Annotated in this window: 29 protein-coding genes; 15 read left to right on the top strand and 14 right to left on the bottom strand. The window is 73.7% G+C overall.

Features of this window, described 5'->3' with window-relative positions; genetic code table 11:
- Positions 1–3 precede the first annotated feature (3 nt).
- Positions 4–453, bottom strand: a complete 450-nt coding sequence (locus ACL02O_RS13710) for a DUF4190 domain-containing protein (RefSeq protein WP_412818426.1) — start codon at positions 451–453, stop codon at positions 4–6.
- Between the two features lie 256 nt (positions 454–709).
- On the opposite strand from ACL02O_RS13710, the gene ACL02O_RS13705 reads away from it, so the two are divergent.
- Positions 710–1,906: an acyl-CoA dehydrogenase family protein gene (locus tag ACL02O_RS13705; protein ID WP_412818425.1), complete on the top strand. Its 1,197-nt coding sequence runs from the start codon at positions 710–712 to the stop codon at positions 1,904–1,906.
- 12 nt (positions 1,907–1,918) lie between these two features.
- Here ACL02O_RS13705 and ACL02O_RS13700 read toward each other — a convergent pair whose 3' ends face one another.
- The 4 genes from ACL02O_RS13700 to ACL02O_RS13685 all read right to left on the bottom strand — a co-directional run bounded on the left by ACL02O_RS13700 (position 1,919) and on the right by ACL02O_RS13685 (position 6,022).
- Complete coding sequence (locus ACL02O_RS13700) at positions 1,919–2,671, bottom strand: hypothetical protein (RefSeq protein WP_412818424.1); 753 nt, start codon at positions 2,669–2,671, stop codon at positions 1,919–1,921.
- Between the two features lie 120 nt (positions 2,672–2,791).
- Positions 2,792–3,199: a CoA-binding protein gene (locus tag ACL02O_RS13695; protein WP_412818423.1), complete on the bottom strand. Its 408-nt coding sequence runs from the start codon at positions 3,197–3,199 to the stop codon at positions 2,792–2,794.
- A gap of 109 nt (positions 3,200–3,308) precedes the next feature.
- Positions 3,309–3,953: a hypothetical protein gene (locus ACL02O_RS13690; RefSeq protein WP_412818422.1), complete on the bottom strand. Its 645-nt coding sequence runs from the start codon at positions 3,951–3,953 to the stop codon at positions 3,309–3,311.
- 29 nt (positions 3,954–3,982) lie between these two features.
- The gene (locus tag ACL02O_RS13685; RefSeq protein ID WP_412818421.1) at positions 3,983–6,022 is read right to left on the bottom strand and encodes an intein-containing Rv2578c family radical SAM protein; all 2,040 of its coding nucleotides are present in this window, start codon (positions 6,020–6,022) and stop codon (positions 3,983–3,985) included.
- A 92-nt stretch (positions 6,023–6,114) separates the two neighbouring features.
- Between ACL02O_RS13685 and ACL02O_RS13680 the strand changes: the two genes are divergently transcribed.
- On the top strand, positions 6,115–6,534 hold the full coding sequence (locus tag ACL02O_RS13680; protein WP_412818420.1) for a thiol-disulfide oxidoreductase DCC family protein: 420 nt from the start codon (positions 6,115–6,117) through the stop codon (positions 6,532–6,534).
- Positions 6,535–6,686: 152 nt separating this feature from the next.
- Here ACL02O_RS13680 and ACL02O_RS13675 read toward each other — a convergent pair whose 3' ends face one another.
- The 3 genes from ACL02O_RS13675 to trxA all read right to left on the bottom strand — a co-directional run bounded on the left by ACL02O_RS13675 (position 6,687) and on the right by trxA (position 8,543).
- Complete coding sequence (locus tag ACL02O_RS13675; protein WP_412818419.1) at positions 6,687–7,592, bottom strand: MFS transporter permease; 906 nt, start codon at positions 7,590–7,592, stop codon at positions 6,687–6,689.
- On the bottom strand, positions 7,589–8,029 hold the full coding sequence (locus ACL02O_RS13670) for a hypothetical protein (protein WP_412818418.1): 441 nt from the start codon (positions 8,027–8,029) through the stop codon (positions 7,589–7,591). The genes ACL02O_RS13675 and ACL02O_RS13670 overlap by 4 nt, the downstream gene beginning before the upstream one ends.
- 145 nt (positions 8,030–8,174) lie before the next feature.
- On the bottom strand, positions 8,175–8,543 hold the full coding sequence (gene trxA, locus ACL02O_RS13665) for a thioredoxin (protein ID WP_412818417.1): 369 nt from the start codon (positions 8,541–8,543) through the stop codon (positions 8,175–8,177).
- Between the two features lie 546 nt (positions 8,544–9,089).
- Here trxA and ACL02O_RS13660 point away from each other — a divergent pair.
- The 11 genes from ACL02O_RS13660 to ACL02O_RS13610 all read left to right on the top strand — a co-directional run bounded on the left by ACL02O_RS13660 (position 9,090) and on the right by ACL02O_RS13610 (position 17,447).
- Positions 9,090–9,605 (top strand): MaoC family dehydratase, encoded by a 516-nt coding sequence (locus ACL02O_RS13660; RefSeq protein ID WP_302768842.1) that lies wholly within the window; start codon positions 9,090–9,092, stop codon positions 9,603–9,605.
- Between the two features lie 177 nt (positions 9,606–9,782).
- Positions 9,783–10,274, top strand: a complete 492-nt coding sequence (locus tag ACL02O_RS13655) for a hypothetical protein (RefSeq protein ID WP_412818416.1) — start codon at positions 9,783–9,785, stop codon at positions 10,272–10,274.
- Between the two features lie 50 nt (positions 10,275–10,324).
- Positions 10,325–10,948 (top strand): TrmH family RNA methyltransferase, encoded by a 624-nt coding sequence (locus ACL02O_RS13650; RefSeq protein ID WP_412818415.1) that lies wholly within the window; start codon positions 10,325–10,327, stop codon positions 10,946–10,948.
- Positions 10,949–11,019: 71 nt separating this feature from the next.
- Positions 11,020–11,706: a DUF6758 family protein gene (locus ACL02O_RS13645; RefSeq protein ID WP_412818414.1), complete on the top strand. Its 687-nt coding sequence runs from the start codon at positions 11,020–11,022 to the stop codon at positions 11,704–11,706.
- 118 nt (positions 11,707–11,824) lie between these two features.
- Positions 11,825–11,983, top strand: coding sequence for a hypothetical protein (locus ACL02O_RS13640; protein ID WP_007455302.1), 159 nt, complete (start codon positions 11,825–11,827; stop codon positions 11,981–11,983).
- Positions 11,984–11,989: 6 nt separating this feature from the next.
- Positions 11,990–12,859: a PH domain-containing protein gene (locus tag ACL02O_RS13635; protein WP_412818413.1), complete on the top strand. Its 870-nt coding sequence runs from the start codon at positions 11,990–11,992 to the stop codon at positions 12,857–12,859.
- Positions 12,860–12,961: 102 nt separating this feature from the next.
- Positions 12,962–13,642 (top strand): SigE family RNA polymerase sigma factor, encoded by a 681-nt coding sequence (locus ACL02O_RS13630; RefSeq protein WP_412818412.1) that lies wholly within the window; start codon positions 12,962–12,964, stop codon positions 13,640–13,642.
- Complete coding sequence (locus tag ACL02O_RS13625) at positions 13,639–14,901, top strand: WD40 repeat domain-containing protein (protein ID WP_412818411.1); 1,263 nt, start codon at positions 13,639–13,641, stop codon at positions 14,899–14,901. Before ACL02O_RS13630 ends, ACL02O_RS13625 begins: the two co-directional genes overlap by 4 nt.
- A 54-nt stretch (positions 14,902–14,955) precedes the next feature.
- Entirely contained in the window at positions 14,956–15,819 is an 864-nt protein-coding gene (locus tag ACL02O_RS13620) for a PHP domain-containing protein (protein ID WP_412818410.1), read from the top strand.
- A gap of 31 nt (positions 15,820–15,850) precedes the next feature.
- Positions 15,851–16,465, top strand: coding sequence for a MarC family protein (locus ACL02O_RS13615; protein WP_412818409.1), 615 nt, complete (start codon positions 15,851–15,853; stop codon positions 16,463–16,465).
- Between the two features lie 145 nt (positions 16,466–16,610).
- Positions 16,611–17,447, top strand: coding sequence for a RecB family exonuclease (locus ACL02O_RS13610; protein ID WP_412818453.1), 837 nt, complete (start codon positions 16,611–16,613; stop codon positions 17,445–17,447).
- A 153-nt stretch (positions 17,448–17,600) separates the two neighbouring features.
- Here the strand turns inward: ACL02O_RS13610 and ACL02O_RS13605 are convergent, their stop codons facing one another.
- Positions 17,601–18,452, bottom strand: coding sequence for an oxygenase MpaB family protein (locus ACL02O_RS13605; protein ID WP_412818408.1), 852 nt, complete (start codon positions 18,450–18,452; stop codon positions 17,601–17,603).
- A 50-nt stretch (positions 18,453–18,502) separates the two neighbouring features.
- Complete coding sequence (locus tag ACL02O_RS13600) at positions 18,503–18,931, bottom strand: Fur family transcriptional regulator (protein WP_412818407.1); 429 nt, start codon at positions 18,929–18,931, stop codon at positions 18,503–18,505.
- A gap of 175 nt (positions 18,932–19,106) precedes the next feature.
- On the opposite strand from ACL02O_RS13600, the gene ACL02O_RS13595 reads away from it, so the two are divergent.
- The gene (locus ACL02O_RS13595; RefSeq protein ID WP_412818406.1) at positions 19,107–19,589 is read left to right on the top strand and encodes a DUF2231 domain-containing protein; all 483 of its coding nucleotides are present in this window, start codon (positions 19,107–19,109) and stop codon (positions 19,587–19,589) included.
- 7 nt (positions 19,590–19,596) lie between these two features.
- On the opposite strand, the gene ACL02O_RS13590 is transcribed toward ACL02O_RS13595, so the two are convergent.
- Entirely contained in the window at positions 19,597–20,136 is a 540-nt protein-coding gene (locus ACL02O_RS13590) for a hypothetical protein (RefSeq protein WP_412818405.1), read from the bottom strand.
- 108 nt (positions 20,137–20,244) lie between these two features.
- On the opposite strand from ACL02O_RS13590, the gene ACL02O_RS13585 reads away from it, so the two are divergent.
- The gene (locus tag ACL02O_RS13585) at positions 20,245–20,412 is read left to right on the top strand and encodes a hypothetical protein (RefSeq protein WP_412818456.1); all 168 of its coding nucleotides are present in this window, start codon (positions 20,245–20,247) and stop codon (positions 20,410–20,412) included.
- A 40-nt stretch (positions 20,413–20,452) separates the two neighbouring features.
- On the opposite strand, the gene ACL02O_RS13580 is transcribed toward ACL02O_RS13585, so the two are convergent.
- The 3 genes from ACL02O_RS13580 to ACL02O_RS13570 all read right to left on the bottom strand — a co-directional run bounded on the left by ACL02O_RS13580 (position 20,453) and on the right by ACL02O_RS13570 (position 22,222).
- Entirely contained in the window at positions 20,453–20,962 is a 510-nt protein-coding gene (locus tag ACL02O_RS13580; RefSeq protein WP_412818404.1) for a flagellar biosynthesis protein FlgA, read from the bottom strand.
- A 227-nt stretch (positions 20,963–21,189) separates the two neighbouring features.
- Complete coding sequence (locus ACL02O_RS13575; protein WP_459560884.1) at positions 21,190–21,525, bottom strand: FmdB family zinc ribbon protein; 336 nt, start codon at positions 21,523–21,525, stop codon at positions 21,190–21,192.
- Positions 21,526–21,565: 40 nt separating this feature from the next.
- Positions 21,566–22,222, bottom strand: a complete 657-nt coding sequence (locus ACL02O_RS13570; RefSeq protein WP_412818403.1) for a 5-formyltetrahydrofolate cyclo-ligase — start codon at positions 22,220–22,222, stop codon at positions 21,566–21,568.
- Between the last annotated feature and the right edge of the window lie 46 nt (positions 22,223–22,268).

The raw sequence follows: 22,268 nt of genomic DNA, 5'->3' as shown, positions 1-22,268 counted from the left end.
CGGTCAGCGGTAGCTGCCGTTGTCGGAGTTCGCCCACCAGGCCAGGCCGATCCAGCCGCAGCAGGCGAGCAGTCCGAGGGCGGTGAAGACGTAGCTGAGGATCAACCCCCAGGTGGCGAGCTGGTCGCCCTCCTCGCCGGTCTGCCGGATCTGGCGCTTCGCCAGATGGCCGAGGACGATGCCGGCGGGGGCGAAGACGAAGGCGAAGACCAGCGAGAGGATGGCCAGCACGTTCGGCCCGCCGCGCGGTCGCGGCCCTCCGCCGGTCGGCGGGCCGTACTGGCCGTACGGGGGCTGCGGAGGGTACGGCGGCGGCGTGCCGCCGGGGGGCTGCTGCCCCCAGGGCGGCTGCTGCGGTTGCCCGTACGGCTGGCCGTAGGACGGCGGCTCGTACGGCGACGGCGGCTCGTACGGCGACGGCGGCTGCTCCGGCTCACCGGGTGGTTGGCTCACGCCGCCGCCTCGCTTCGCTCCCGGCGGCGAGGCGCCACGCTGCTGAGCCGAATGGTTCGTCCGCCCCGCTCGCTCACGGCGCTCGCCCCCTCCGTCGCAGGTCATCGGGCTTCTCTCTTGCGGACGCTACCCGCAGCGGTGAACCTTTTCACAGCGGTTGTGTGGACTGGTCACCTTGGCCTCGCCGGTCGCGGGGCCGATACTGACCGAACGTTCAGTTACCCACGAGTAATGCGCCGATCCCCCGGAGGCTGAGATGGCCCGACTCGCCCAGACGCCCGGCCTGACCGACGTGCAGCGGTCGATCCTGGAAACCGTCCGGGAGTTCGCCGACAAGGAGATCATTCCGCACGCCCAGCGGCTGGAGCACGCCGACGAATACCCCACCGACATCCTCGACGGGATGCGCGAGATGGGGCTGTTCGGCCTGACCATCGACGAGGAGTACGGCGGCCTCGGCGAGTCCCTGCTCACCTACGCGCTGGTGGTGGAGGAGCTGTCCCGGGGCTGGATGTCGATCTCCGGCATCGTGAACACCCACTTCATCGTGGCGTACCTGATCTCGCAGCACGGCTCGGCCGAGCAGAAGGCCCGGCTGCTGCCCCGGATGGCCACCGGCGAGGTGCGCGGCGCCTTCTCGATGTCCGAGCCGGAGTGCGGCTCCGACGTCTCGGCGATCAAGTCGAAGGCCGTCCGCGACGGCGACAACTACGTCATCAACGGGCAGAAGATGTGGCTGACCAACGGGGCGTACTCCTCGGTGGTGGCCACCCTGGTGAAGACCGACACCGGCGCCGACTCGGTGTACGGCAACATGAGCACCTTCCTGCTGGAGAAGGAGCCCGGCTTCGGCGAGACCGCGCCCGGCCTGACCATCCCCGGCAAGATCGACAAGATGGGCTACAAGGGCGTCGAGACCACCGAGATGGTCCTCGACGGCGTCACCGTCCCCGCCTCCGCCGTGCTCGGCGGCGCGGAGAAGGTCGGCCGCGGCTTCTACCAGATGATGGACGGCATCGAGGTCGGCCGGGTCAACGTGGCCGCCCGCGCCTGCGGCATCTCCATCCGGGCGTTCGAGCTGGCCGTCGCGTACGCCCAGCAGCGCCGCACCTTCGGCCAGCCGCTCGCCAAGCACCAGGCCGTCGCCTTCAAGCTGGCCGAGATGGGTACGAAGATCGAGGCGGCGCACGCCCTCATGGTCAACGCGGCCCGGCTCAAGGACGCCGGCCAGCGCAACGACGTCGAGGCCGGCATGGCCAAGCTGCTCGCCTCCGAGTACTGCGCCGAGGTGGTCCAGGAGGCGTTCCGCATCCACGGCGGTTACGGCTACTCCAAGGAGTACGAGATCGAGCGGCTGATGCGGGAGGCACCGTTCCTGCTCATCGGCGAGGGCACCTCGGAGATCCAGAAGACCATCATCTCCCGGGGCCTGCTCAAGGAGTACAAGCTCTGACGTACGCGTCGTTCACTCCGCCGGAACCGGCTTCGGGGCCGGTTCCGGCGGGGTGACCGGCAGCCCCACCGCCAGCATCTCCGGCCGGACCCGGACGTGCTCGATCGCGGCCAGCAGCCGCTCATCCGACACGGTCACGCCGCGCCCGCCGATCACCTGAGGCCAGACCCTGCCAGGGCTCAGGTGCAGCCGCACCCCGTCCTGCCGGTCCCGGGAGCCCGGCCGGGCCTCCCTGACCTCGGACCAGGGATACCAGTCCGCACCGTCCCGGATCCCGCTCGCGGTCAGCGCCAGCCGGCCGGTGAACCGGACCTCCCGGTAGCCGAACCAGCCCAGTCCCAGTGCCCCGGCGGCCAGCAGCACCGGCCGGCCCGCCGCCACCCAGGCCCAGCGGTCGGGCAGGGTCGAGATCACGCCGACCGTCAGCGTCGACCCCGCGGCCAGGCCGGCGACCAGCCCCACCCAGCCGGCGAGGGATCGCCGGGCCACCAGCCCCGGCTCCGTCCCGTGTCGGCCGGCCACCCGGGCGCGCCAGACCAGCCGGCCGGTGCGCCGGGGCCGCCAGTGCCGCTGCGCCAGGTCCACCCCCGTGGCCAGCCACGCCAGACCGCGGACGGCGTCCAGGTCGGACGCCGTCGTCGGCAGCAGCACCCGGGCGGCGGCCGCGGCCACCGCACCGCCGACTACGAGGGAGAACAGCCGCCGGGACCAGAGCCCGTCGCGGCCGGGCTGCGTTGACGCGCGCGCCGGCCCGGAAATCGACACGCCAGCAGGGTATGCGGCACCCGCCAGCCCGCCAGCCCGCCAGCCCGCCAGCCCGCCAGCCCGCGACAGGACAGCGAAGATGGCGGCCGGGCCGCGCCGCCCGTCGGGCAGCGTCCTCGTTCAGCCCTGCCGGCTCAGGCCCGCGGCGGCCCGCTCGATGATCAGGCACCGGTCCTCGACGTAGTCGATCCCCGCCTCCTCGGCGATCCGTCGCGCCTCGGCGGAGAAGATCCCGAGCTGCAACCACACCGCCGGGGCGCCGATTGCCACCGCCTGCCGGACCACCTCCACCGCGTCCCGGGCCGGACGGAACACGTCCACCAGGTCCACCGGGTGCGGGATGTCGGCCAGCGACGGGTACGCCCGCTCACCGAAGAGTTCGTCCACCGTCGGGTTCACCGGGATGATCCGCCAGCCGTGGCGCTGCATCTCCTGCGGCACCCGGTGCGCGGCCTTGCCCGGGTCGCGGGACGCGCCCACGACGGCGATCACGGCGGACTCGGCGAGGATCTGCTGGGCGGAGCGCATCGTTCGAGCCTAACGTCGCCGTCGGCCGCCGTCCCGCTGACGGCCCAGCCAGCCGGACCGTGGCCGGCGCGGCGCGGCGAGTTGCCGGCGCCGGTCGCCGGCCCGGACCCTAGACCTGGCCGGGCAGCCGGTCACCGGCGAGCGCGTGCCGGAGCCGGGCGTACTCCTCACGGGTGCCGACGGCGGCCCAATGCTCAGGATGGGCGGTGTGGTACGCGATCACGGCGGCCGGGAGGGCCGGCGCGACCGTCAGCTCCCGGACGGGAAGGTTGATCTGGTTTCGTCCCCGCCTACGGGACCTGATCAGCTCCGGCCGGACAACGGGCAGTCGCAGGCTGCGGTACCCGGCCGAGGCCGGCGCGGAAGGGCCGAGACCCTCCCACGGGACGACGACCGCGGGCGGTGCGCCCGTGGTGACGCCCTCCGCCGTGACCGTGACCAGCGGCACCCGCCGCCAGTAGACGGCCACTAGTGCCAGGGCGCGCCCGGTGCGGGGCGGCGCGACGAACGCCCGGACGGTCTCGTCGACCTGCAGCTCCGCGGTGCCCGGCGGTCGAACCAGCTCACGGACGGCGACGACGATTACGACCAGCGGCGGCATCAGGCCCAGCAGGGAGAGCAGCGGATGGACCGAGTCGACCCAGCGGGAGAACAGCCCGGCGGCCCCGCCGATCGCCAGCGCGGCGAGGATGATGGTGCGTGACGGCGTAGCGCCGCGTCGACGATCTCCTGCACGGGCCGAAGCGTAAGCCACTGCCGCCCGCCGCGATGTCCTTGTCGTCCCTACAGGAGGGAGAGCTGCTCCGCCCCAGGTGGCGACGGTGGCGCAGCGGGCAGTCGGCGGTTGTCGCCGTCCTCGCCCCGGTGCAGCCCGTGCCGGCGGGCGGCCATCCGCACCCGCGCGGTGACCTCCCGCTGGTACGCCTGCGGCGCGTACGCCCCGGCGTGGTAGAGCTGCCGGTAGCCGGGGACCAGGTGCGGGAACTCGCGGGCCAGCCAGTGCGCGTACCACTCGCGGGCACCGGGGCGCAGGTGCAGCGGCAGCGGGGTGACGCTGGTGGCCCCGGCCGCCGCGATCGCCGCCACGGTGGCGTCGATCGACTCGTCGTCGTCGCTCAACCCGGGCAGTACCGGTGCCATCAGCACCCCCACCGGGAAACCGGCGTCGGTGAACTGGCGGACCGCGTCCAACCGGCGGCGTGGGCTCGGTGTGCCCGGCTCGACCGCCCGCCACAACGCCTCGTCGACGAACCCGACCGAGTACGACAGCCCGACCCGGGTCACCTCGGCCGCCTGGCGCAGCAGCGGCAGGTCACGCAGGATCAGCGTGCCCTTGGTGAGAATGGAGAACGGGTTGGCGAAGTCGCGCAGCGCCTCGATGATCGGCGGCATCAGCCGGTAGCGGCCCTCCGCCCGCTGGTAGCAGTCCACGTTGGTGCCCATCGCGAGGTGCGCGCCGCGCCAGCGCGGGGCGGCCAGCTCGCGGCGGACCAGCTCGCCGGCGTTGACCTTGACGATCACCTTCCGATCGAAGTCCGCCCCGGCGTCCAGGTCGAGGTAGGTGTGCGTGTTGCGGGCGAAGCAGTTGTGGCTGACCACCCCGTTGGCGATGAAGTCGCCGGTGCCGGTGCTGATGTCCCACAGTGGCAGTTCCAGGCCGAGGTCCTCGATCTCGACCACCCCGAGCCGGCCCCGGCACTTGAGCGCGGCGCCTTCGATGGAACGCTTGCGGGTGATCGCCGGGTCGGTCAGGTGGAAGAAGCGCAGCCGCTCGGGCAGGCCACCGGTCAGCCGGAGCTGGCGTAGCCGGTTGGAGCGGCCGGGATCGTCGAGGACCCAGCGGAAGTCGAAGCTGTCCAGAGCGCGGGCGGCGTGCTCGAGCTCCTCGTCACCGGCGCTGATCCGGAAGACGCCCCGGCTGCAACTGCCACCCGCGTCGAAGAGGCCGGCGAGGAAACCCAGTCGCCAGTCGTCCGTCGGCCCGTCCGGCCAGCGGACCAACTCGGTGATCGCCGCCACGTCCCGCTGCCGGCTCGTGCGGAGCACGGTGGCCGCCCGCCGGGCGCCGCGGATCGCGGCGAGGGAGGAACGCCGCGGCTCGACGCCGGCCTCGGCGAGGAACCGGGCCGTGCGGTCGAGCGCCTCCTCATCGGCCAGGGCCAGCCGGAACCGGCTGCCGAGGTGCGCGTCGCCGCGGACCATGCCGCACAGGTAGCCCCGCCGGTAGTCGGTCGACTCCTTGGGCCCGGCGGCGAACCGGCCGGTCCCGATCAGGCGGTTACGGGTGGTCAGGTACGGCCGTTTCCCGGCGCCACCCATCGCGCCGGTGACGTACTTCCAGCCGCGTTCGGTGAGGAACCGGTGGTCGCCGCTGGCGACCAGCGTGGTGCCGTCCTCCAGGGTGACCCGGTACGCCCGCTTCACGGTCGACCAGACGTCGCGGACCGTGGTCACCACGTACCGGCGGTAGGTGCCCTGCCGCTCGGTGCCGTAGATCCGGTCACCCGGGGTCAGCTCACTGATCGGCTTGGTGCGGCCGTCGGCCGTCAGGATCGGCGTGTCTCCGGCGACGCAGTACACACAGGCATGACTGCAGCCGCGGTACGGGTTGATCGTCCACTCGAACGGGACGCGGGACTGGCCGGGCACCCGGTTGATGACCGACTTCGCGCGCACCTCGTAGAAGGTCATGCCGGCGAAGCCGGGGGTGTCGAAGGTGCGGACGATCGCGCCGGGGAGCGCCAGCGGCAGGGGTGGAGTCGCTGGCGCTGCCCCGTCGGGAGTCCCCTCGTCCGGGGGAGCGGAGAGGTTGTCCCAGCGCATGACCCACATTCGAACATGCGTACGAACGAAGCGCAAGTGACGCGCCGGACACCGGGCACCGGAGCGGCCCCCGCCGGGTGCAGGATGGACGCATGGAGACGTCGACCTTCGTCTACGACGGGGACTGCGCGTTCTGCACCAGCTGCGCCCGGTTCGTCGAGCGCCGGATCCCCACCGGCGCCCGGGTGGTGCCCTGGCAGTTCGCCGACCTGGCGGCGCTCGGGCTGACCGAGGCCGAGTGCGAGGAGGCGGTGCAGTGGGTGGGTGCCGACGGCTCCCGTGCCGCCGGCCCGGACGCCATCGCGCAACTGCTCGGGGGCAGCGGCCCGCTCTGGCGGGTGGCCGGTGCCGGCCTGCGCTTCCCGCCGGTCGGGGCGGTGGCCTGGCCGGCGTACCGGTGGGTGGCCCGCAACCGCCACCGGATGCCCGGTGGCACCGCCGCGTGCTCGCTACCCCAGGAGGCCCGCGAACGCCTCTACGGCCCCACCGGCCGCCCCGCCGCCGACGCCTGACCCACCCACCACCCCCGACCCCGGCCACGCACGGTCCGGCCTCTGTTTCACGGAAAGCGGCCTGATCCGTAGCCGAATGGCCACTCTTTCCGTGAATCAGCGCGGGCGAGGGGCGGGGCGAGGCGAGGTGAGGGGCGGGGTTGGGGGTGGGGTCAGCTGGTGGGGGTGGGGCCGATCGCCGGCTCGGGTGCGGTGCGGGGCGGGGGCGGATCGGCGTCGGGGGTGCTGGCCCGGCGGCGGGTGCGGAGCCGGCGCGCCCAGCAGACCGGACGGACCTTCTCCAGCGGCAGGAAGCTGGTCATCGCCACCAGGTGCGGCGCGAACGAGATGGTGATCGTCGCGAACGTCGCCAGGTGGAAGGAGTAGAAGAAGCCCACCGTGGCGAGCCGCCACCGTTCGGGCAGGACGAAGACCAGCGGACTGAGCAGCTCGAAGGCGAGGATGCCGAACTGGGCGACGATCAGCAGGTGCGGCACCTGGGCGATCAGGTCGGCCAGGTCGGTGCCGCGCCGGATGATCGCCCGGGCCAGCACCGACCCGGTCGCCCAGTCGAGGCCGCCGAACCGGAACTTGGCCCAGGCCGCCAGGAAGTACGTGCAGATCACCGCGATCTGGGTGACCCGCAGCGCCCAGCCGCCGGCCTCCGTGCGGGTGGGATCACCGTGCCGGGCCCGTCCGGCGGTGGGTAGCACGGCCAGTGCGACGAGGAGCCCGAACCGGTCGTGGTCGACCTTGCCGTAGCTCATCGCGACGATCATCCACTCCAGGTAGAGGGCGAAGACCGCCCAGCCGAGCAGCCGGGGCGCCCGTCCGGTCGCCGCGAGCAGCGCGAGCACCAGCAGCGCCCAGAAGATCACGCCGACCACCGCCGGGGTGGGGGTGGGCAGCGGGAGGAGCCTCCCGATCAGCAACGGCTGGTAGAGGTCGCCGGGCACGTCGACCCGGCTGCGTACCCACGGGGTGAAGACCGCCAGGTCGGCGGCGACGAAGAGGTAGACGAGGGTACGGAAGGCGGCCACCCGCCCGCGGGGCACCGCCTCGGTCAGCCAGCCGGTCACCGGGCGGCCTGCCAGGTCACCACGGTGCGGTCGGTCCAGCGGCCGGTGGGGCGGCTGCCCTGGATGTCGTACCAGCGGATCACGATGCGCACCTCGACCAGCGTGGGTGCGCCCGGGTGCCGCTCGGCGTACGCCTCGGCGACCCGGCGCAGCCGGTCGGGGTCGGCGACGTACCGGGACTGCTGGCCCTCGATTTCGGCGCGGCGGATGCCGGTCGCGTCCTGGCCCAGTGGGACCACCGCCCCGGTGCGGTCGACGCCCTCCACCCGGGTGTCCGGCGCGGGCGCGTCCGGCGGGTCCGAGGTGGAGTACATCCGGAACGGCCCGAACGGGAAGTCGTCGTCGGTGCCGACAACGGTGCCGGCGAGGAGCAGCGCCAACCCGAGCACGGTGGCACCCAGCCGGATCGTGCGGCCGCGGGTGGTCAGGGTCTCCATCGGGTGTGGACGATACGGGACCAAGCCCCCGCCGGGTGTCGGTCCGTCGTCCATCACTCGCTGACCGTGTCGCCATCGGCAAGGGCCGGAGACGGCGACGGCCGGGCCCCGTCGGGGACCCGGCCGTCGGTGCGAGCGCCTCGGCTCAGTGCTTGTGGCCCTGCTCGGCCATCTGCTTGCGGACCTCGTCCATGTCCAGCTTCTCCACCTGCTCGATCAGGTTTTCGAGCGCGGACTCCGGGAGAGCGCCCGGCTGTGCGAACACGATCACGCCGTCCTTGATCGCCATCACCGTCGGGATCGAGCTGATGTTGAACTTCACGGCCAGCTCCTGCTGAGCCTCCGTGTCGACCTTGCCGAAGGTGATGTCCGGGTGCTTCTCGGATGAGCGCTCATAGACCGGGGCGAACCGCTTGCAAGGACCGCACCAGTCGGCCCAGAAGTCCAGCAGGACGACGCCGTCCCGTTCGGTCACCTCGTCAAAGTTGGCGGTGGTCAGCTCAACCGTTGCCATTGCACTCTCCGATCAGCGCGAATTGCCTACGTCCGGATGGAACCAGGGTGGACGCCCAGGAATTCCCGCGACGGGAGGGATGAAACGCCGCGCAGCCTCTCGCCGTGACGGAGGCGCATCGGGAGTAATCGGCCGCTGCCGGCCTGCGGTGCGCAAGTGCAGGACGCATTTGCGTGACATGGCGTGATGGGAGCGTTTCCAAAGAGATCGACGAGATCGAGCGCTACGGATCGGTAACTTGATGGCTGACAAGCGGGGATCCGGCCTGCAGAGATCGCCTCCCAGAAGATTGCCGGCTACTCAAAGTAATGTCACAAAAAGGTAAATGTGACGCCCGTCTCTGTCGGGTCGGCGGCGCCTGCGGCAGAATCTTGGACATCAGAGCGTGGGCGGCGGGTGCCGGGGAGGGCCCCGCCGCTCATTGCGTCTCCCCCCAGGTCGGCCCCGGTGTGACATTTCCGCGCCAGCAGCGCCCCCGTCGTCGCCTTAACAAGCGGTAAGGCATGCTGTGCCGAACTCCATCGCCGCCCGTCGAAGGGGACAAGGATGCAGTTCGGCCGCTACTACGAGGAGTTCGAGGTCGGCGCGGTCTACCGGCACTGGCCGGGCAAGACGGTGACCGAGTACGACGACCACCTCTTCTGCCTGCTCACCATGAACCACCATCCGCTCCACATGGACGCCCACTACGCCGAGTCGGCGTCCCAGTTCAAGCGCAACGTCGTGGTCGGCAACTACATCTACTCACTGCTGCTCGGCATGTCGGTGCCGGACGTCAGCGGCAAGGCGATCGCCAACCTCGAGATCGAGTCGCTGCGGCACGTCGCCCCGACCTTCCACGGCGACACCATCTACGGCGAGACGACGGTGCTGGACAAGCGGGAATCCTCCTCGAAGCCGGACCGCGGCGTGGTGGCCGTGGAGACCCGCGGCTACAACCAGGACGGGACGCTGGTCTGCGTCTTCCGCCGGAAGGTCATGGTTCCCAAGAAGGAGTACGCGGCCGCCGCCGTGCCCGAGGGTGTCGACCCCGAGCGGCCGAGCTTCCCCGAGCCGCGCTGACCCCGACCCACCGCGAAGGCCCCCTTCCCCGACGTTCCCCCGGAGGAGGGGGTTCTTTTCGCCTTCCGGGGCATATGCTGACGCCGGAGGTCCCGCGATGAGCGAGCGCAGCGAGCGAATCATCAGGCTCAGCGCATCGGCGCCTCATGGCGCCGCGGAGCCAGGCGGAGCGGCGGCATGAGCCACCCCGTCGCCGGAGAGCCGTCCGCCGCCGGTCGTCGTGCCGTACCGCTGGCCAACGCCGGGTACTCCACCACGGAGTGGGACCTGTTGACCGACCTGCCGGGTCGGGTCCTCGTCGCCGCCGCCTCGCCGGGTCCCGGGCGCCCGCCGCGTGGCGTCGCCGCCGGGCTCGCCGGCCTGGACGCGGTGGCGGCCGGGCGGGCCTTCGACAGCGATCTGGTCCGTGCGGTGGTCGCCGCGATCTATGCCCGGCACGACGGCGCCGCCGCCCGGGACGAGCGCCTCACCGACGTCGTCGACCTGCTCGCCGCCTGCCGGGCGGCGGTACGGCTGCTCCGGCGTCGCGCCGACCCGGCCGACGCGGCGGCGTACCGGCAGTGGGTGGAGTCCGTCGCGGCCCGGGTCTGCCAGGCCGGTGACGTCGGATCGAGCCCGGCCGACCGGCGGTTCCTCGACCGGCTCGGCGGCGCTCTGGACCTGCGCTGACCGGGGTGCCGGCGGCCGGCGGCGGCTCCGGGACGTACGCTCTGGAACCCGTGACCGACGACCAGCTCGACGTGGGCGTGGGGCCCTGGCCCGGCGACCCGCCGGACGACCCGCGGTACGACCCGGAGCTGCTCGCCGAGGGCGACCGGCGCAACGTGGTGGACCGCTACCGCTACTGGCGGCGCGAGGCCGTGGTGGCGGACCTGGACCGGCGTCGGCACGACTTCCACGTGGCCATCGAGAACTGGCAGCACGACTTCAACATCGGCACGGTGGTCCGCAACGCCAACGCCTTCCTCGCCGCCGAGGTGCACATCGTCGGGCGGCGGCGGTGGAACCGGCGCGGTGCCATGGTCACCGACCGCTACCAGCACGTCCGGCACCACGCGACCATCGAGGAGTTCGTCGCGTGGGCGGCGGCGCAGGGGCTGCCGGTGGTCGGCATCGACAACCTGCCCGGCTCGAAGCCGCTGGAGACCAGCACCCTGCCCCGCCGTTGCGTGCTCCTCTTCGGCCAGGAGGGGCCCGGCCTGTCCGAGCCCGCCCGGGCCGCCTGCGACCAGCTCTTCTCGATCGCCCAGTACGGCTCCACCCGTTCGATCAACGCCGGGGTCGCCAGCGGCATCGCCATGCACGCCTGGATCCGCGCGTACGCAGGTCCGCCGCCGGCCTGAGCGCCACCGATCCGGCCGCTCGGCTTGACGCCCCGGCGGCGCGGGGTGACCGTGGGAACGTGAGTGTCGCGGTGAGTTGTCCGAGATGCGCGGGTCCGGTCCGGGAACCCGACCTGATGCACGGCGAGTCCCGGTGCCTGCGCTGCGGCCCGGTGCCGCCGCTGCACGTGCCCGAGCACATCAGCGCCGAGATCATGGCGAGCGTGGTGGACCGGATGGTCGCCCGCACCGATCCGTCCGGGCGGCCCGGCGTGCCGCTCTGGTGCCCGTGGCCGCTGCCCACCGGGTGGACCCTGACCGGGGTGGCCTGGGCGGGAGACGACCCGGACGGGTTGCGCGCCACGGCGATCGCCTGCTCCGGTCCGGCCCCGCTCGACGGTGGACCGGCCGACCTCATCTTCGTCGCCGAGGAGCCGGGCGTCGGGCTCGGTTCCCGCTTCGCGGGGCTGCCCGGTCCCGATCCCGGGCCGCAGGTCGCGGCAGCCCTCACCGGTCCCGGACCTGGTCACCCCGAACGGGTCCCGCACGCGAAGATCAGAGTCGGCGGCCACCCCACTCCACTGTGGCTCGTGAATTCGCCGACAGATCGAAGTGCGTACGCCGGCGAGGCTCGGGGAATGTGGCTCCATGCGATAGCCTGGCCGGCGAGTGCGGGTCACCTCCTCGCGGAAGAAGTCGTGCTGCACGACCTCGCCGAGTGGACTCCGCCCGAACTCGTGTACGGCGCTCCATCTCCGTACCTGCACGGGCGGGCCTGACCGGCCGGCACCGGCGGAGCGGGGCACGAACGCAGATATTCACTGTACGACACCATGCTGATACTCTGGGTGCCGCTGCGGTAAACGGACCCGGCGCCGCGCGAGAGGATGGCCCGCTATGGTCAAGAAGGTCCTCACCTGGGCCGGCATCGCATTCTTGATCTTCTTCGTTGCCTACCGGCCGAACTCCGCCGCCGACGTGTTCAAGTCCCTCGGTGGCGGCATCATGGACATCGCTCAGGGCTTCGGCGACTTCTTCACGAGCCTGGTCGCCTAGCCGCCGATGGGAAGCCCCTCCGGTCCGCCCTTCGACCCCGACGACCCGGACTGGTCGCGCCGGGACACCGAACCCATCCCCCGGGTCGGCCCGGACGACGGTCCCGGTTACGGGGCCGGCGCCGGCCTGGGTGACGGTCCCTCCCTTTCAGACGACGCCGCCTTCGGTGACGGGCCGGGCTTCGCCGGTGAGGGCCGCTCCGGACGCGCCTGGATCCGCGACCCGGAGGCCGGCTACCAGCCGCCGCAGATCACCGAGGACGAGCTGGTCGGGCTGCGGGTCGACGCCTCCGGCATGGCCCCCCGCCGGGTGCTGCCGCTGGAGGACGAGCCCAGCTCGCTGGTGGCCCGCTACCTCTTCCCCACCGAGCGTTACCGGGGGGAGTGGAAGCGGCACTGGATCCACCTCTCCACCCCGATCCTGGTGGGCATCGCCGCGACCTTCGTCCTCGGCTACCTCTCCGGCTTCCTCGCCGGGCGGGACGTGGGCGCGCTGACCACCGTCGCCGTGCTGCTCTGGTTCGCCGTCATGGGCTGGGTGGCCTGGCGGGTCGCCGACTGGTGGTACGACCGCTTCATCCTCACCAACAAGCGGGTGATGGTGGTCAACGGGATCATCACCCGTCGGGTGGCGATGATGCCGCTGGTCCGGGTCACCGACATGAAGTACGAGCAGTCCCCGACCGGCCGGGCGCTCAACTACGGCACCTTCGTGCTGGAGTCCGCGGGCCAGGAACAGGCGCTCCGTGAGATCAAGAACCTGCCCAACCCGAACGAGCTCTACCTGCGTGTCGTGGAAGAGATGTACGAGCCGCAGGCCGTCGAGGCGCGGTTGGGCAAGGAGGCGGACGAGGCCAAGGCCGACGACGGGGCGTGAAACTTTTCGTCCGAACATCGGACGGAGTGCGCACCATTTGCCGTCGACTCGACCCACCCGGACATGGCAACCTGCCATGCAGGACGGGTGTGGAGGTGAGCGTTGGCGAGCAGGGACCCGCTGGAGGAGGAGTTCCGTGAGTTCGTCGCGGCCCGCTCGGGCGCGCTCCTGCGCACCGCGTACCTGCTGGCCGGGGACTGGGCGACCGCCGAGGACCTGCTCCAGACCGCGCTGACCAAGACCTACCTGGCCTGGAAGCGGCTCGGCGGGATCGAGGCGCTCGAGCCGTACGCCCGCCGGGTCCTGGTCAACACCTCGACCAGCTGGTGGCGCCGCCGCTGGCACGGTGAGCGTCCGACCGAGGTGCTGCCCGAGCGGGCCGGGGTGGACGAGATCGAGCAGCAGCTCGACCGGGACGCCCTCTGGCGGCACCTCCAGGCGCTCCCGGCCCGGCAGCGGGCCGTGCTGGTGCTCCGGTTCTACGAGGACATGTCCGAGGCGCAGACCGCTGCCCTGCTGGAGATCTCTCCCGGCACGGTGAAGAGCCAGACCTCCCGGGCACTCAACACGCTGCGCCGCCGGCTGGGCTCCGCGGCGGCGCTCGGCCTGCCGGCCGAACCGGCGGCGGCGCCCGCCCGGCCCGCCCCGCGTACGCCGGCCCCGCGGCCGGTGCCGCGCACCCCGGCCCCGCGGCCCGCCGCGCGCCCACCGGCGGTCCGGCCGGCCGCGCCCGAAGCCCCCGCCGCCCGGCCCGTCAGCAGTGTGCCGGTGGAGACCCGATGAGCCGTACGCCGAACCCCTGCGACAACCAGCCCGGCGGCCCGAAGCGTCCATTCGAGGTGACCGAGGACGAGCTGGAGCGGGCGTTGCGCGAGACCTTCGCGGGCCGCGTCGCCACGCCGCGGCCGCTCGCCGCCGACCCGGCCGGGGTGGCCCTCCGCCGGGCCCGGCGCAGCGGGCGACGCCGCGCGCTCACCGGCCTCGCCCTGGCCGGCGCGGCGACCGTGCTGGTCACCACCGGAGTGGCGCAGCTGGGCGGGCCGAGCGGACACGGGGGGACGCCCATCGTGGTGCTCGGGGACCCGCGCGGGTTCACCCCCTCACCGCTGCCGACCGGCGGCACCCCGTCCCGGTCCGCCCAGCCGGTCCGCGCCGAACTGGACCTGATCGTCGGCTCCCGGCTGGACACCAGCGGCGGAGAGCAGCGGGAGCTGACCGGCGTGGCCAGCGTCGAGCGGGCGCAACGCCTCCCCGACTACGGGGGCTGGCTGATCACCTCGGTGCCCACCGCGGCCGGCCGTACCCTCTGGTGGGTGCCGCCCAACGGCAGCGCGCCGCAGGTGCTGCTCGCCGGGGCGGACGCCGTCGCGGTCGCGGCGGACGGCCGGCAGGTCGCCTGGCGCGACGGCCCGGAGATCCACGCCGCCGGCCTGATCGGCGGCCAGCTCCTCGCGACCAGCCGGGCGGCGGCGCCGGAGGGCGCCGTCCCGATCGGCTTCGCCGCCGACGCCGTGCTGGTCCGGCAGCCCGGCCACGGGGTCAGCCTCTGGCGCCGGTCGGCCGGCGGCCAGCCCGGCGGCCCGGCGCGCGACGTGCTGAACGTCTACGGCACCCTCCCCGACGGCCGGGTGGTCGCCGAGGTCTCCGCCGGTACGCCCCGGCGGCCCTGCCTGGCCCTGCTCGACCCGGCCCGGAACCTCGCCCCGGTCCGCACCGGCTGCGGCCCGGAGCTCGCCACCGACGGCACCGCCGCGATCTCCCCGGACGGCAGGTGGCTGCTGGTCAACGGGGCACGAAAGGCGGCCCTCCTGGTCGACCTGCGCACCCTCGGGGCCACCGTGTCGGCCCACCCGGCCGGGCCGGCGCTGGTCGACGGGGCGGCCTGGACCGGGAGCGGCGTCGCGCTGTACGTCGACGGCACCGGCCGGCTGGTCCGGGTGCGCCCCGACCGGGTGGCGGCCGGCGAGCAGCCCACCGGCTCACCGGTCGCCGGGATCGCCGGGGACGAGCGGCTGGTCGTGGTGGCCGACACCGCCCACTGATCCGTCGCGCCGGCCCGACGGCGGGCGTCCCCGGCGGACGGTAGCGTCGGCGGGGTGAGCGCCGCCCGGATCGACCTGCACGCCCACTCCACCGCCAGCGACGGCACCTTGAGCCCCGCCGAGCTGGTCCGGGCCGCCGCCGACGCCGGCCTCGACGTGGTGGCGATCACCGACCACGACACCACCGGCGGCTGGGCGGCCGCGCTGGACGCGCTGCCGCCCGGGCTGACCCTGGTCAGAGGCGCGGAACTCTCCTGCCGCTGGCACGGCGTCGAGCCGGCGATCCCGCTGCACCTGCTCGCGTACCTCTTCGACCCGACGGAGCCGGAGCTGGTCGCCGAGCTGGCCCGGGTCCGGTCGGCCCGCGAGGAGCGTGGCGAGCGCATCGTGCGGCTGCTGCAGGCCGACGGGATCGACGTCGACTGGGCGGAGATTCTCGCCGGCGCGGCCGGCGGCACCGTGGGCCGCCCGCACATCGCCCAGGCGCTGATCCGGGCCGGGCTGGTGGCCACCACCACCGAGGCGTTCGGGCCGGACTGGCTGGGCGAACGGTACCGGCTGCCCAAGGAGGACATCGACGTGTTCCGGGCGGTGGCACTGGTCCGGGCGGCCGGCGGGGTGCCGGTCTTCGCCCACCCCCGGGCCAGCCGGCGCGGTCGGATCGTGCCGGACGAGCTGATCGTGGCGCTGGCGGCGGCCGGGCTGGCCGGCCTGGAGGCCGACCACGAGGACCACACCCCGGCCGAGCGCGCCCACGTCCGGGTTGTCGCCGCCGAGCTGGGGCTGCTGGTCACCGGCTCGTCGGACTTCCACGGCACGCACAAGACGGTCCAGCTCGGCGCGCACACCACCGGCCCGGAGGCGTACGAGCGGATCGTCGCGCTGGCAACCGGGGTGACCCCGGTCGCTTCAGGCTGAAGCGTTCCGGCGGCGCGGCTACCGTGTCCGGGTGGATCTCAAGCTCTTCGGCGAGGTCTTCGTGACCCTGCTGGTGATCGTCGACCCGCCCGGCATGATGCCCATCTTCCTCGCGCTCACCGGGCCGCTGCTCGCGCGTGACCGGAACCGGGCCGCCTGGCAGGCCGTGGCGCTGGCACTCGGGGTGATCGTGGTGTTCGCCGTGGCCGGGCAGACCATCCTGGCCTACCTGCACGTCGACCTGCCCGCGTTGCAGGCCGCCGGCGGGCTGCTGCTGGTCCTGGTCGCGCTGGAGCTGCTGACCGGCAAGGCCGACGACCCGAGCCAGCAGGTCACCTCGAACATCGCGCTGGTGCCGCTGGGCACGCCGCTGCTCGCGGGGCCGGGCGCGATCGTCGCCACCATGCTCTTCGTGCAGCGGGCCGCCGGGTTCGCCGACTACCTCGCCATCGCCGCCGCGATCGTCGCGGTGATGCTCTCGGTCTGGATCGTGCTGCGCTTCTCCGGCGGGATCGTCAAGATCCTCCGGCCGGGCGGCATCGAGGTGCTGACCCGGATCGCCGGCCTGCTGCTGGCCGCCATCGCGGTGCAGCTCATCGCCGACGCGATCGCCGCATTCGTGACCCAGTACGTCACCATGCGCTGATCCGGCCGGCCGGCCGTCGCGCCGCCTGTCGTACCGGGGTGGCAGGATCTGGGGCGTGCGACGACCCTCCCCGACCGGACGACCCACCGGCGGCCGGCCGCCCCGTCCCCGCGCCGAGCAGGCCGAGCAGCTCGGCTTCGAGGGCATGCCGGAGCGGCTCTTCGTCTGCACCCCGAGCAAGCTCGGCGCGTACGCGGACTGCCCCCGGCGCTACCGCTACTCGTACGTCGACCGGCCCGCCCCGCCGAAGGGCCCGCCGTGGGCGCACAACTCGCTCGGCGCCAGCGTCCACACCGCCCTGAAGAACTGGTACGCCCTCGCCCCCGACCGGCGGCGCCCCGAGGCGCTGGGCACCCTGCTCAAGGGCACCTGGGTCCGCGAGGGCTACCGCGACGACGAGCAGGAGCGGGACGCCTTCCACCGGGCTCTGGCCTGGCTGGAGGCGTACGTGGCGGGGCTCGACCCGGCCGACGAGCCGGTCGGGGTGGAGCGGGTGGTCGCGGTGAAGACCGCAGTGCTCGCCTTCAACGGCCGTACCGACCGGATCGACTCCCGGCCCGGCCCGGACGGGCGACCCGAGCTGGTGATCGTCGACTACAAGACCGGCCGCACCGGGCTGGACGCCGACGACGCGCGCGGTTCGCAGGCGCTGGCCCTCTACGCGTACGCGGCCGAGCGGGTGTTCCGCCGGCCCTGCCGCCGGGTCGAGCTGCACCACCTGCCCACCGGCACGGTCGCCGCGCACGAGCACACGCCGGAGTCGCTGCACCGGCAGCTCAACCGGGCCGAGGAGACCGCCCGGGACATCATGGCCGCCGAACGGGCGGTCACCGACGGCGGCGACCCCGACGAGGCGTTCCCCGCCACCCCCGGTCCCCGCTGCGGCTGGTGCGACTACCGGCGCACCTGTCCGGAGGGCGCGCAGACGCCCGGTAAGGACCCCTGGGCGGCCGTAACCCGCCCCACCGGCCCAACCTCCTGACCCACCCCCGCGCCCCCAGCGGCCGGGTGCCCGGCCACACACCCGCGCTGATTCACGGAAAGCGTGGCTATCCGACCAGGAATAGCCACGCTTTCCGTGAATCAGGGCCCGTCGGCGGCGGTGGCCCCGGCGGTGGCCCCGGCGGTGGGACGGTCAGGTGAGGGGGCGGCGGGTGGCGCGGGCCTTTGCGGCTCGCTGCAACGGGCCCTCCCGGTAGCGGCGGGGCACCGCGGTCAGGGCGAGCCGCAGCGCGCGCACGCTCAGGTCCGCCGAGAGCGCGGTGGTGGGCAGGCCGAGGCCCCCGTACAGCCGGTGGGCCCAGGGCGGCATCAGCGCCATGGCCAGGCCGGCCACGCCCAGGTAGGCCCAGCGCGGCGGACCGAGGTTCAGGCCGAGCCGCACCGGCCGGCTGACCTTCCACGGGATCGGCGGGGCGGTCAGGAAGAGGGCGGTCTCCGCCGCCTCCTTGGTCATCCGCAGGTCACACTGGATCCGCCGGTAGTAGTCGGCCACCTCGGTGGCGGTGCCCGGCACGTCGGCCGGGTCGAGCCCGACCAGGGCCGCCGCCCGGCGCTGCTCGGTGTAGTAGCCGTCGACCTCGGCGGCGGTCAGCGACAGCCCCGCCCGGCGGGCGGTGCTCACGAACGACTCGACCTCGGTGACGTGCACCCAGCGCAGCAGCTCCGGGTCGTCGATCCGGAACTCCGCGCCGGTGAGCGGGTCGCGGGCCCGCAGCCGGGCGTGCCGCGCGCGCAGCCGCCGGCCGGCCGCCTCCGCCTCGGCGGTGGTGCCGTAGATGGTCGTCCCCACGTAGGTGGCGGTCCGGGCCAGCCGCCCCCAGGCGTCGGTGCGGTAGTTGCTGTTCTGGGCGACTCCGGCCATCGCCCGGGGGTGCAGCGCCTGCAGGTAGAGCGAGCGGAGGCCGGCGACGATCAGGATCGGCTCGTCGTGCACCTTCCACGTGACCGATCCCGGACCGAACAGGCCGAGGTCATCCGAGTCCACCGCCCAAGGGTGCCACGCGTCGGGCGGCGCCGGTCAGTCGTCGGTGCTGGTCAGTCGTCGGCGGAGCGGCGCGTCTGACAGGTGGGGCAGAGACCCCAGAAGGTCACCTCCGCCTCGTCCACCTCGAATCCGTGCGCGGTGTTCGGGTCGAGGCAGGGCGCAGTGCCGGTCGTGCAGTCGACGTCGGCGATCTCACCACAGCCGCGGCACACCACGTGGTGGTGGTTGTCGCCGGCGCGGGCCTCGTACCGGGCGGGGGAGCCGGCCGGCTCGATACGGCGGGAGAGGCCGGCCCGGGAGAGCGCGCCCAGCACGTCGTAGACGGCCTGGGTGGAGACCGAGTCGAGCCGCTCACGGACCCGGCGGGTGATTTCGTCGACCTCCAGGTGCCCGCCGTCGGCGAGGACGTCCAGCACGGCGAGGCGCGGTCGGGTGACCCGCAGGCCCCTCGACCGGAGCAGTTCCTCGCCACTGGACATGGATTAATGACAGCACGGGGCCACGATGCCGACAAGCGACCGGTGACGGGTGGTGGTCGGGGCCACAGGGTGAACCGGGCCGGGGCCACGTGCGTGGATGGGTGTGACGGAGGCGGCTACGGTCGGGTCGTCGTACGCTGACCGCGCGGTTCGCACCCAGTTGCCGGAGGTGTCGGTGTTCAGGGAATTCAACGGTCTGCCGGGTCACATCCTGCTCGTGCACGCCGCCGTGGTGCTGGTGCCGCTGCTGGCGCTGGTCTCCGTCGCGTACGGCGTGCTGCCCCGCTGGCGGGCCCGGCTCGACTGGGCGGTGGCGGCCCTGGCGGTGGCGACCCCGATCTCCACCTGGCTGGCCACCGAGTCCGGCGAGTCGCTGGAGAGGGTGCTGGAGCAGAAGAACTACCCGGCGCAGATCCTCGACCAGGTGCGCGAGCACTCCGGCTACGGGGAGACCCTCCGGTCGTTCACCTTCGGGCTGGCCGCAGCGGCGCTGCTGCTCCTCCTGGTGACCAGCGGGTACGTGGCGAGGCGCAACCTGCCCCGCTGGCTCGCCCCGGTGGTCACCGGGGTGGTGGCGGTGCTGGCCGTGTTCGCCGTGGTGTACGTCTACCGCACCGGGGACAGCGGCGCCCAGGCCGTCTGGGGCGGCACGCTCTGAGCTCTGCTCAGAAGATCACCCGCGAGCAGAGCAGGCAGGTGAGCAGCACCAACACCACCGCGGCGACCGCCCCGACGCCGTAGGTGAGCCGCTGGGCCTGCTGCTCGGCCTGATCCATCACGGCCATGTCCTGCGCGGGCAGTCGGCGGGGCGGCGGTGGTTGCACGTAGACCGGCGGCCGCCAGCCCGGTGGTGGTGGCGTGGTGGGCGGCGGGCCGGCGTACCCGCCGGGACCGGCCGTGCCGCCGGCTCGGCCACCGGCAGCACCGGTGCCCGCTTCCGGTCCGGGGCGGGCCCAGGGGCTCTCCGCCGAGCCCGGTGCCGAGCCGCCGCTGGTGTGTCCCGCACCGGCCCGCGGCCCGCCTGCCACGCCCGGCGGGCCGGTCCGTTCCGCGCCGGCCGGGCTCGCGTCGCCGGCCGGGCTCGCCTCGGGGCCGGGCGGGGTGTCCGTCCCGGGCCGGTCGCCGCCGCTGCCGGGGGCTGGCCGGTCCGGGGTCGGGCGTCGCCAGAACTCGTCCTCGGGGCTGCCCCCGCTCGGCGTCGTCACGCCGACCGACGCTACCAACGTGCGGGTCGGTCGGCCGCTCCGACGCGACGGGGCGACCCGGCCGGGATGGTCGAGCGGTCTTCCCCGCCGCCGGTATCCTTGCCGCTCGTGAGCGATCCCGGCATGCGTGGCGACGACGACCGCGTGGTCGACCTGAGTGACGACCTCGTGGTGCTGCCCGAGCAGACCACCGACGACACGGACCGTGGCTGGGGCGAGCGGCCCGGCGGCAACGACGACTGGCTGCTGGCGGAGCGGCCGCCGCACTGGGACTGACCCGGCCAGTTCCCGGGCACGTACGGGCCGGTGCGCCGGATCAGCCGCGCACCACGACGGCGAAGCGGCTGTCCGCCGGCACGCCGACGGCCCGCTGCGCCTGCTCCGGCCGCAGCGCCAGGTAGAGGGCGGAGGAGCCGTCGACCGCCCCGACGGCACCCACCACGTCGAGCACCAGCGCCCGTGGGGCGAGCAGGGTCGCCTCCCCGGCCGCCCCGCCGGCCGGCACGACCAGCAGGTCGACCCGGGCGCCCGGGCGGAGCACCGCGAGGGCGGCCGGCTCGGCCAGCCGGACCGGTACGCCGACCGACCCGCTGGGCAGCGGCAGCGCCGTGGGACGACCGGAATCCGGGGTGGCCGGGCTGCCGGTCGGGCGGGGCGGGACCGGGGCGGAACCGGCCCGGCCGGTATCCGGCGGCGGGCAGCCCGCCGGCGTCGACAGGACGGCGGCGGCGAGACCGAGCAGCACGGCGACCAGCCCCACCCGGAGCAGGGTGCCGCCCCGCGGGAGCCCGCGCCAGCGCACCGGCCGCAGAGATTCCTCGCCCACCACCCGCACCCCTCCGGCCGCCCGGTACCGACGCCAGCAGGCTAGGAGTTCAGCCGCGCCCGCGTCCCCGGCCGCCCGCAGCCTGTGGATGACCCACCCAGCTGTGGACAACCCCCCGACCGCGCCCGCCACGTGCTATCCGGGCCTGAAACCGACGACGCACGCAGAAAGAGTGGCCATCCGCGCGGATGGCCACTCTTTTCCGATGCTGCGGGGCGCCGTGGGTGTCAGGAGGAGCTGGTCGCGGCCGGCGTCTTGGTGGCGGAGCCGCCGGTCGAGGCGGACGAACCGGTCGACGAGGGGGTCGACGACGACTCGGACTTGGCCGGCTTGCTCGTGGTGCTCGTCGTGGTGTCGGAACCGGACGAACGCGAGTCGGTGCGGTAGAAGCCGGAGCCCTTGAACACGATGCCGATCGAGTTGAAGAGCTTGCGCAGCCGTCCCTCGCACGCGGGGCACTCGGTCAGCGGCTCGTCAGAGAAGGACTGCACCGCCTCGAGCTGGTGGCCGCACGCGGTGCAGGCGTACTGGTACGTGGGCACGTTCTCCTCCGGATCTGGCACGGCCGGTTGGCACTCGACTTATCCGAGTGCCAATGGTGCGTCATCGGACCCGGGTTCGTCCAGCGGAAGAGCCCCGGCCCACATCCGACACCGCGACCAGCCCGCCGGCGGGGGTGATCACGGCGTGCACCGGAAGGTCGTGCGCCTCTCCGGGCACCGTCCCGAGGAACTCCCCGTCGTGCAGCAGCGCCACCGTCAGGGTCGTCGCCGGCACCCGGGCCAGCGCCCGGTCGTACGAGCCGCCGCCGCGCCCCAGCCGGAACCCGCGGCGGTCCACCGCCAGGGCCGGCACGACCACCAGGCCCGCCCCGGCCACCGCGGCCGGGCCGAGGAGGGGCCCGACGGGCTCCCGCAGGCCCCGCCCGGCCGCCCGTAGTGACCCCGCGCCGGGGTAACCGGCCCAGTCCAGGTCCAGATCGTCCCGGAGCACCGGGAGCAGCAGCTCCGCCTCCGGTGCGAGGGCCGCGCGCAGCACGTCGGGCAGGTCTGCCCCGCCGGGCTCCGAGGCGACCGGCACGTACGCGGTCATCCGGGCCGGACCCAGCCGGCGTACCAGGGAGACCAGCTCGGCCTGGATCCGCGCCGCCGCCTCGGCCCGCTGCGGTGCGGTCAGCGACCGGCGGTGCACGAGACGGGCGATTCGCAAGTCGCGTTTTGCCTTTTGCAGCACATCCGCTTCATCAGAAAATTCCGGCACGCAACACTCCTGACGCAACGCTTGCCTACCCGTCGCTCTGTGTCAG

The organism is Micromonospora mangrovicola, assembly GCF_047200535.1.
GTDB lineage: Bacteria > Actinomycetota > Actinomycetes > Mycobacteriales > Micromonosporaceae > Micromonospora.
The sequence above is the reverse complement of the archived record's forward strand: the minus strand, read 5'-3'. Positions and strand labels throughout refer to the sequence as shown.

What these genes read in the sequence shown, in the direction of transcription:
- ACL02O_RS13705 (WP_412818425.1), top strand. Translation starts at nt 710, where the DNA reads ATGGCCCGACTCGCCCAGACGCCCGGCCTGACCGACGTGCAGCGGTCG.
- ACL02O_RS13695 (WP_412818423.1), bottom strand. Translation starts at nt 3,199, where the DNA reads ATGCGCTCCGCCCAGCAGATCCTCGCCGAGTCCGCCGTGATCGCCGTC.
- ACL02O_RS13685 (WP_412818421.1), bottom strand. Translation starts at nt 6,022, where the DNA reads ATGCGCTGGGACAACCTCTCCGCTCCCCCGGACGAGGGGACTCCCGAC.
- ACL02O_RS13680 (WP_412818420.1), top strand. Translation starts at nt 6,115, where the DNA reads ATGGAGACGTCGACCTTCGTCTACGACGGGGACTGCGCGTTCTGCACC.
- ACL02O_RS13670 (WP_412818418.1), bottom strand. Translation starts at nt 8,029, where the DNA reads ATGGAGACCCTGACCACCCGCGGCCGCACGATCCGGCTGGGTGCCACC.
- trxA (WP_412818417.1), bottom strand. Translation starts at nt 8,543, where the DNA reads ATGGCAACGGTTGAGCTGACCACCGCCAACTTTGACGAGGTGACCGAA.
- ACL02O_RS13660 (WP_302768842.1), top strand. Translation starts at nt 9,090, where the DNA reads ATGCAGTTCGGCCGCTACTACGAGGAGTTCGAGGTCGGCGCGGTCTAC.
- ACL02O_RS13655 (WP_412818416.1), top strand. Translation starts at nt 9,783, where the DNA reads ATGAGCCACCCCGTCGCCGGAGAGCCGTCCGCCGCCGGTCGTCGTGCC.
- ACL02O_RS13640 (WP_007455302.1), top strand. Translation starts at nt 11,825, where the DNA reads ATGGTCAAGAAGGTCCTCACCTGGGCCGGCATCGCATTCTTGATCTTC.
- ACL02O_RS13635 (WP_412818413.1), top strand. Translation starts at nt 11,990, where the DNA reads ATGGGAAGCCCCTCCGGTCCGCCCTTCGACCCCGACGACCCGGACTGG.
- ACL02O_RS13625 (WP_412818411.1), top strand. Translation starts at nt 13,639, where the DNA reads ATGAGCCGTACGCCGAACCCCTGCGACAACCAGCCCGGCGGCCCGAAG.
- ACL02O_RS13610 (WP_412818453.1), top strand. Translation starts at nt 16,611, where the DNA reads ATGCCGGAGCGGCTCTTCGTCTGCACCCCGAGCAAGCTCGGCGCGTAC.
- ACL02O_RS13600 (WP_412818407.1), bottom strand. Translation starts at nt 18,931, where the DNA reads ATGTCCAGTGGCGAGGAACTGCTCCGGTCGAGGGGCCTGCGGGTCACC.